6 protein-coding genes are annotated in these 8,159 nt (G+C 61.5%); 4 read left to right on the plus strand and 2 right to left on the minus strand.

The window, feature by feature from the left end; genetic code table 11:
• Positions 1 to 227 precede the first annotated feature (227 nt).
• Both I2G43_RS05210 and I2G43_RS05215 read right to left on the minus strand, forming a co-directional pair.
• Positions 228 to 1,082: a MurR/RpiR family transcriptional regulator gene (locus I2G43_RS05210; protein ID WP_195535351.1), complete on the minus strand. Its 855-nt coding sequence runs from the start codon at positions 1,080 to 1,082 to the stop codon at positions 228 to 230.
• 42 nt (positions 1,083 to 1,124) lie between these two features.
• A complete protein-coding gene (locus tag I2G43_RS05215) occupies positions 1,125 to 3,713 on the minus strand; it encodes a glycosyl hydrolase (RefSeq protein ID WP_195535352.1) in 2,589 nt (862 codons plus the stop codon).
• Between the two features lie 115 nt (positions 3,714 to 3,828).
• On the opposite strand from I2G43_RS05215, the gene I2G43_RS05220 reads away from it, so the two are divergent.
• The 4 genes from I2G43_RS05220 (at position 3,829) to I2G43_RS05235 (ending at position 8,053) form a co-directional block, all read left to right on the plus strand.
• Positions 3,829 to 4,836 (plus strand): AraC family transcriptional regulator, encoded by a 1,008-nt coding sequence (locus I2G43_RS05220; RefSeq protein WP_195535353.1) that lies wholly within the window; start codon positions 3,829 to 3,831, stop codon positions 4,834 to 4,836.
• 172 nt (positions 4,837 to 5,008) lie between these two features.
• A complete protein-coding gene (locus tag I2G43_RS05225; protein ID WP_195535354.1) occupies positions 5,009 to 6,457 on the plus strand; it encodes a glycoside hydrolase family 1 protein in 1,449 nt (482 codons plus the stop codon).
• A 267-nt stretch (positions 6,458 to 6,724) separates the two neighbouring features.
• The gene (locus I2G43_RS05230; RefSeq protein ID WP_055310775.1) at positions 6,725 to 7,261 is read left to right on the plus strand and encodes a PTS sugar transporter subunit IIA; all 537 of its coding nucleotides are present in this window, start codon (positions 6,725 to 6,727) and stop codon (positions 7,259 to 7,261) included.
• Between the two features lie 234 nt (positions 7,262 to 7,495).
• A complete protein-coding gene (locus I2G43_RS05235; RefSeq protein ID WP_195535355.1) occupies positions 7,496 to 8,053 on the plus strand; it encodes a hypothetical protein in 558 nt (185 codons plus the stop codon).
• The last annotated feature ends 106 nt before the right edge of the window (positions 8,054 to 8,159 follow it).

Raw genomic sequence — 8,159 nt, forward strand, 5'->3', positions numbered from 1 at the left:
ACGAGCGGGGGCTCCTGTCGTTTCCGTGCCCTCGGATTGGGTCATAGTGTCTGTCGGTGCCAAGACATCGGCGTTGCCTTAGCTGGTGCTTGGATCCCTTGGGGACGGAGGAAAATGTACCATCCAGAATGAGCGTGGATAATCTCCCGGTTTTGGCCTGTGTGGGGGCTCAAAGTGGGAGATTGTCCACGCTCATTTGATAAGTGTCCGAAAATCCACGCTTGTTGCTACTTGAGTCCTGGCAGGCGGGTGTAGGGGAATGAGCGCTCTAGGAACTCGGCGCAGCGGGCGTAGTCTTTGGCGAAGTAGCTGCTGTAGAGCGAATCGAGCACGTATTGCACGGCGATGTGGCTGGCGAACTGCGTGATGCGGTGCGTCATGCTCTCGTGGTCGCTCACCGTGAGATAGGCGGCAAAGCCAGGGTGGATGCGCGTGCAGTAAGGCGTGCCGATGACGATGACCGGGACATGCCGGCTGCTGAGGATCGGCAAGATTTCCTTGAGGTTGGGCGCGAGGCCGCTGTAGGAGATGACGATGGCCGCATGGCCGGAATCCGAGGCGAGCGCCGTGCGCACCTGGGCCTCGATGCTGCCGTAGCACGTGGCGCTTTTGCCGGACGAAAGCAGGCGGTCGCGGAACATCCCCGCTGGATAGAGGTTGTGCGAGCCTGTATAGATGTCGACCTGCCGTGCCTTCGCGATCAGTTTGGCGGCGTGGTCGAGCTGCGCGGGGTCGAGCATTTCCTGTGTCTCGGCCAGTGTGGTCTGGTAGAGACCCTCCATGCGTTCCATAACCTGTGCAGGCGTGGATGTGGCATCGAAGGGAAAGTTGATGTCCACGTCGCGGCGGTTGCCCGCTTCGGTCGCCAGGCGGATAAGCTCGACCTTGAGGTCCTTGAAGCCCTCCAGGCCGAGCTTTTTGCAGAAGCGGTGCACGCTCGCGACCGAAACGTTGGTGCGCGCGGCGAACTCCTTAATGGAGAGCCCGCGGATGTCCTCGCCCATGGCAAGGGCCGAGATACCGAGCTGCTGCTCGGTGGGGGTAAGGCCCTGCGCCTCGGAAATCTTGCGTTTGATATCCATTCGAACTCCCACACTCGCCAAACCTGCCAAAAAGGGACAGGGTTATTTTGGCAGGTTTTGCCCGCAAAGGGTAACGGGGCCGAGGACGCCGCTGGGCGCGATGGGCTCGGTGAGGACAAAGATGTCGGGAATCGCATGGTCGAGCGTGTTGATGACGTCGATGGTGAGCTCATGCGTGCCAGCGGCAAGCGGGCCGGCGGCAAAGCGATAGGGCGGGCAGATGCGCGTGCCGAGCGTTTGCCCGTCGAGCGTGAGCGTCGCGACTTCGTAGACATCCCCCAGGTCAATGGCGGTGTCGGCGAGGTCGCAGGCCAGCTCGAACGAGGTGCGGTAGCGGTATGTGCCGCAGGTGCCGGCGAACTGCTCGGCCGTGAGGTCGCACAGGTGCTCGAGCTTTTGCGGCTCGCCAAAGGCCCCGTCGCCTCCGGCGGGGGAGAGGGCGACGGTCCAGGGGCTGTCGATATCGAGGACGGACGCACCATCCGCGCTGCTATCGGACTCGACTTCGCCGTTTGCCCCCAGAACAACAATGCAGCTCTCGAAGGGCTCCAGCTCCAACACGCCGTCAAACGCGACAGGGGCAGCATCGTTTAGCAGGTCGAGGCGCGTGCCGCAAAGGCGTTCGCCTGACGGAAGCGAAACGGCGCAGGCAATGCTCTCACGTGGATGCTCGTTGACTTGCATCACATAGGTCTCGCCCGCGCGCTCGTAGCGCAGTGCGCGCAGCCAGGGCTGCGGCGTATCGGTCACAACGGTCTGCAGTCCCGCGGCTGCCAGCACGTCCGCCACGCCGGCAAGTGGTGTCGCCGTAAGCCCGTCCAGCTCGGCCGCGCCATCCGCGTCATAGACCGCGCCGGGCACCTCGTCGACGGCAAGCACCGTGACGCCCGCAGCCATCATGCGCCTCGCCGCCTCCGTCGTAGCAGTGCCAATAAACGAGGCTCCGGGCAGAACAAACGCCTGATAACGGCAGCCGTTGACGGCAAACGTTCCATCGGCGATCGAAACCTCGTAACGCCCCTCATCCTCAAAAGCCTCGGTTGGCACAAAATCAAAGTCGATTTGCGCGCGCGTGAGCTCGGCCGCCACGCGCTCGACGGGCATGGCGTTGCCGGCCCATTCGGCATCGGCATGGTACAGAACGGCGACGGGGCGGGTGGCAGCGCCTCCTGAAAGCAACGAGGCAGTGCGATTCATATAGCTCATGAGCTGGCCAAAGTGCGGCCATTGCGGGTTGTTGCCATGCGCGTAAAAGTGCGGCGGGCAGTCCCAATCGGGGAAGGGCGCCATGCTAAACGCGTGCGGCGTAAACCAATTAACGCCGCGGACGAGCATGTGGTCGGCGATCCACTTCATCTCGCGCAAGCCCTCGTGCCAGCCAAAGGCGCCAAAGACCTCGGCCATACAGCGCCCCTGCTTTTTGGGGTCGAGGCGCGCGGCTGAAGAGCCCAGCTTGGCAAGCGCGTACGTAAAGAACTCCATGTTCCACGCGCCGTGGAAATAGCTGTAGTGCCCACGGTCAATTCCGGGGGCAAGCTGGTTGATGACCACATCCACGCCGGCCATGTCCTGTCCGGCGACGGCGCGGAAGTAGTGCCCGGCGCCTTGACCCAGACGCGTGTGGCAACCCTTGTCCTCGATCACATGTCCAATGTGCATAACGCCGTGCGTGCGGCACCAATCGCCGATCTGCTCGTCAAAGCAGCTGCGGTAGAGCTGGGTGGCAATGTCCATGTAGACGTGTCGAGCGCGGGCGCCGTCCGCCTCGCGCGTCCAAAGGCCGTGCAGTTGGGCAAGCCAATCCTCGCCGAGCGCATCGCGCAGGCGACGGGCAAGCTCGTCCGACCACGGCAGCGCCAGGTCGCCTCGCCCGATAAAGCTGCTGGTAGAAGCATCGTCGAGTGTGGTGCCCTTCTCGTTCATAAAGCCGGGCTCGTCGGTGAAAAAGCCCAGGATGGTCTTGCCGAACTCGTCGCCCAGGTGCTCAAGCGTGCGCTCATAGACAGCGTCGATGAGAATGCGGCACGAGGCCATATCGACCATGTTGATGTACTCATCGCGAAAGCCGGTCTTTTGGCTGGTGACGTACAGCTCGATCGTGGTGACGCCGGCGGGGGCGTTAAAACGCAGACGGGTAGGGGCGCCGTCGTCGGCCTGCTCAACGGCGATCCCAAGGTGCAGCGGCGCACCGGCGGCATCAAAAGCCGCCGCGCCCACATAATGCTCCGTGGGGTCCATGAGATTGCCGAGCTTGATGGTCGTGGACGGCTGGGGACCGACAACCGTTATCGTGCGATGCTTGAGCACGGTCTTCTTGAGCGCGGGGTCGACGCCCTCGCCTTCGAGCGCGCCATTGGCATAGCCCGTGGGGAAGTGCGCGTCGTCGAGCAGCCAGGTCTTCAGCCCCAGACGCTTGCACTCGCCGATGATAAAGCGCAGGTCAGACCACCAGCCGTCGCGACAGAAATCGGGATGCGTGCGCGATTCCAGGCAGACCTCGCGGATGTCCGCCCCAGCGATCTGCTCCAGATACTCGGTGATCGTCTCGCGCGCCTCGCCCTTGAGCCACAAGAACGGAAGCACGTGGTTGTCGTAGATGCCGCCAAGCACCTGCTCAAAATACGCCGCCATATACGCTCCTCCAAAACAGCCTTTCAAATTCATTGAAGTCAGAGTACGCCGAGCGCGCCGCCCTGCTAATATCAAAACCACGGCAGAATATGACCGAATCAACGATGGGAGCACTATGGAGCTCGCGCGTCTGGATAACCTGCTACTCGAGCTGACCGACAGTGAACGCGCCTATCGTTCGGGCGCCCATTACGACTGGAGCGATGCGCTCGGTCAAGGTGATCACACAGATAACGATGGTCGACATGTCCGTAAAATCGGCAACCCAACGCTCGTCCTGCACCAAGAGGGCATGCCCGAGGGCCTGTCGATCGTGCGCAATTCACGCTTCAATCCTGTGCCGGAACACGTTCACGATTATGTCGAAATCAGCTATGTCTATCGAGGACGAGCGCCGCAAATCGTCAATGGCGCGGCGCTCACGCTTGCTCAAAACGAGGTCCTCTTGCTCGATGCCGCCTGTCCGCATGCCGTAGGCGAGCTCGGCGAGCACGACATTATGCTGAGTGTCATCATCTCGCGGCCAATGCTCAGCCGCAGCCTGGAGCAAAGTCTTTCGCCCACAAGCGCTGTCTCGAGCTTCCTGCTCAACGCCCTCACGGACGAAACGGACCACCGCGGACACGTGCATTTCCATACGGGCGGCAGCCGTCGCGTGCGCCGCTACATGCAGGAGATGCTCTGCGAGCGCTTGGAGCCGACGGCGGCGAGCCCCCAGATCGTCTCGAGGTTGTTCGAGCTGCTGCTAGTCGAGCTCATGCAAAGTTACGAGGCCGCGCTGCTGCAAACGGACGAGCCCGCGCTGCCATCGGCGCAGGTCGCGGCTGCCATGGGCTTCATCGAGCGCAGCGCCTGCGACTGCACCCTCGATGACCTCGCCCGCCACCTGCACCTGAGCCCCAACTACGCAAGCGCTCTGCTCAAGCGTCAGACGGGCCGCACGTTTATGCAGCTCGTGCAGGAGAGCCGCCTGGCACGCGCAGCGGCACTGCTCGACGCCGGCGCCACCGCGGAGGTCGCAGCGCACGAGGCGGGCTATGCCAACATGAGCTTCTTCTACAAAAAGTTTGCCGAGCACTATGGCTGCACGCCGGCTGCCTATCGTCAGCGTTTGCCCAGATAAAACCGACCATAATAAACCTGTCCCTTTTTGGCAGGTGTCAGGAAGTGTCAAGGGCAGGGTGGCGGCAGGCTGCGGGCGCGAAAAGAAGTGTCGGGTTTGGCTCCATCGCCTCCGCATGCCCCGCACGTGGGCGATACTCGGATTATCGACCCACGATGCAAAGGAGATGCTCATGGCAAACATCAAGTTCCCCGAGGGTTTCTATTGGGGTGGCGCCACCGCCGCTAACCAGTTTGAGGGCGCTTGGAACGTGGACGGCCGCGGCGCTTCCGTCGACGACCACTTCCTGGGCGGCAGCTACAAGGAGCCGCGTCAGATCACGATCGATATCGACCCCAACCGCTTCTATCCCAACCATGACGGCATCGATTTCTACCATCACTACGAGGAGGACATCGCGCTGTTCGCCGAGATGGGCTTCAACATGTTCCGCATGTCCATCTCCTGGAGCCGCATCTTCCCCAACGGCGACGATGCCGAGCCCAACGAGGCCGGCCTCGCCTTCTACGACCGCGTCTTCGACTGCCTGCGCGCCCACAACATCGAGCCGCTCGTGACGCTTTCGCACTACGAGATGCCCTATCACCTGGTCGAGAAGTACAACGGCTGGGCAAGCCGCGAGCTCATCGGCTTCTTTGAGAAGTATTGCCAGACCGTCTTCGACCGCTACCAGGACAAGGTCAAGTTCTGGCTCACCTTTAACGAGATCAACTGCGGCACCATGGACATGGGCGCCATGATGGAGACCGGCCTGATCCAGGGCTTCGAGGGCCCGGCAAGCGCCATCAAGACCACCGCTCAGCAGCGCTTCCAGGCCCTGCATCACCAGTTTGTCGCCAGCGGCCGCGTCGTGCGCTACGCCCACGAGCACTACCCGCAGTTCAAGATGGGCAACATGGACTGCTTTATCCTCTCCTACGCCGCCACGTGCGATCCGGTCGACGTGTTCGCCACGCAGCAGCAGATGAACTCCATGAACTGGTACTGCTCCGACGTGCAGGTGCGCGGCAAGTATCCGTTCTATGCCAAGCGCTTCTGGGCCGAGAACGACGTCGAGCTCGCAATGGAGGACGGCGACCTGCAGGATATCGCCGACGGTAAGGTCGACTTCTACACCTTTAGCTACTACATGTCCGGCACCGTGGGCACCCACAAGGACCACGAGATGACCGAGGGCAACATGACCTTTGGCGGCAAGAACCCCTACCTGGAGTCCACCGACTGGGGTTGGCAGATCGACCCGCTGGGCCTGCGCATCGCCCTCAACGAGATCTACGCCCGCTACGAGATTCCGCTGATGGTGGTCGAGAACGGCATGGGCGCCTACGACGAGGTCGAGGGGGACGGTTCCATTCACGATCCGTACCGCATCGCCTATCTGCAGAGTCACATCAAGGCCATGGGCGAGGCCGTCGCCGACGGCGTCGACCTGATCGCCTACACCTGGTGGGGCCCCATCGACCTGGTGTCCGCCGGCACCGGCGAGATGCGCAAGCGCTACGGCTTCATCCATGTCGATAAGTACGACGACGGCACCGGCACCTACGAGCGCCGCCGCAAGGACAGCTTCTTCGCATACCAGAAGATCATCAAGTCCAACGGCGCTGAGGGCTTGGAGTAATTGAGTTCCGGCGATTGAGTTCCGGCGTTCTGACGAACGCCGGACCGGCGGCCGATTTCGTGACCACGAATGTCGACGACGACGGCATCTGGAACGCCTTCGTGCACCTGGGGCTCATCGAGGGTTAATCAACAAAACGGGCGCCGATGGACAAAGACGTCGGCAGAGTTTTCGATTCGACTCCCCACCTTAGTTTTTGGTCCAATTGGCACTATAATCACCATAGGCATGCGCACTACGTTGCGCTTAATCAAGAGGAGAAAACGTATGGGTCTGTTTGACATGTTCAAGAAGAAGGCTGAGCCCGCGGCTGCCGCTGCTCCGGCCTCCATCTCTGCTTCTGCCGGCGCCGACGTGCTGTGTTCGCCCGTCAAGGGCAAGGTCATCAAGATGGCCGACGTGCCCGATCCCGTCTTTGGTGGCGAGGTTCTGGGCAAGGGCTGCGCCGTGTGGCCCGAGGACGATTTGGTCTATGCCCCCTGCGACGGCAAGGTGACCGTCACCATGGGTCACGCCGTGGGCCTGCAGTCCGATAGCGGCATCGAGGTTCTGGTGCACGTCGGCGTCGATACCGTCAACATGAACGGCGACGGCTTCGAGGGCTTCGTCAAGGCTGACGATGTCGTGAAGGCCGGCCAGCCCATGCTCAAGATCGACCGCGCCAAGATCGCCGCTGCCGGTTACAAGGACTGCGTTGTCGTGGCCGTGTCCAACACCGCCGAGTTCGCCGATGTCGAGCTCGCCGTCGAGGCCGACTCCGCCGTCGCCGCCGGCGATGCTATCGTCAAGGTTGTCCGCAAGTAAATCGCGGCATCGCATGATGTCTAAGGGTGGTCGGATTGTCCGGTCACCCTTTTTTATTGCACGGTACGGATGCATTTTATTGCACGCTGAGCGGACTCGCAGACCGTTCGGACGCTAAAACGAACCGACCGCGCCTTCGTGCTGCCGAGGGTGTTCATAAGTGGATAGTATGTGCTTACTATCACAACGTGCGCCGTGTCTGGGAAGCACGGTGCCGCTTATTGGGAGGACAACATGAAAAAGAAGCTGCTGCTTGCGCCCCTCATGGCCGTCTTGGTTGCATGCGTGGTCGTGCTTTCCGGCTGCGGAGGCCCCTCGGTTGAGGAGCTCATCACCGAGGACCTTACGACTCAGTTCGATGAGGTCAAAAACGGTGGCGACGATTTCCTCTCTGGTCTGGAAGAGGCTTCGGGCGACGAGTTCGAGCAGCTGGGCATCGATCCCAAGGAGTATGCCAAGACCTATCTCGAGGGTTTTGATTACGAGATCGGCGACGTGACGGTCGACGAGGACAAGGGCGTTGCAACCGCCGAGGTCTCCATCACCTGCAAGTCCATGAACAAGATCGTCGAGGACTTCTCCACCCAGTATCAGGAGAAGGTCGCTGCACTTGACACGGTTCCTTCCGATGACGAGCTGTACAAGATGGCCGGCCAGGTGATGGTCGATGTGGCCAAGGCCACCGAGCCCAGGAAGACCACGGTTATCTTCAAGTACACCTGCAACGATGACGGCGAGTGGTCTGCCGACGACTCCGTCAACTCCGAGATGATGGATGCGATGCTGAGCTAGTTCGTTACGGCGTTTTACCAAACGCCGTAACTGCTCGACGCTGCGCGGGCACCAGAGCGACAACTTGTCATTCAAAGAGGACGGCATGACCAGAAGGTCTATGCCG

It is taken from the genome of Collinsella aerofaciens (genome assembly GCF_015557435.1).
Taxonomy (GTDB): domain Bacteria; phylum Actinomycetota; class Coriobacteriia; order Coriobacteriales; family Coriobacteriaceae; genus Collinsella; species Collinsella aerofaciens_Z.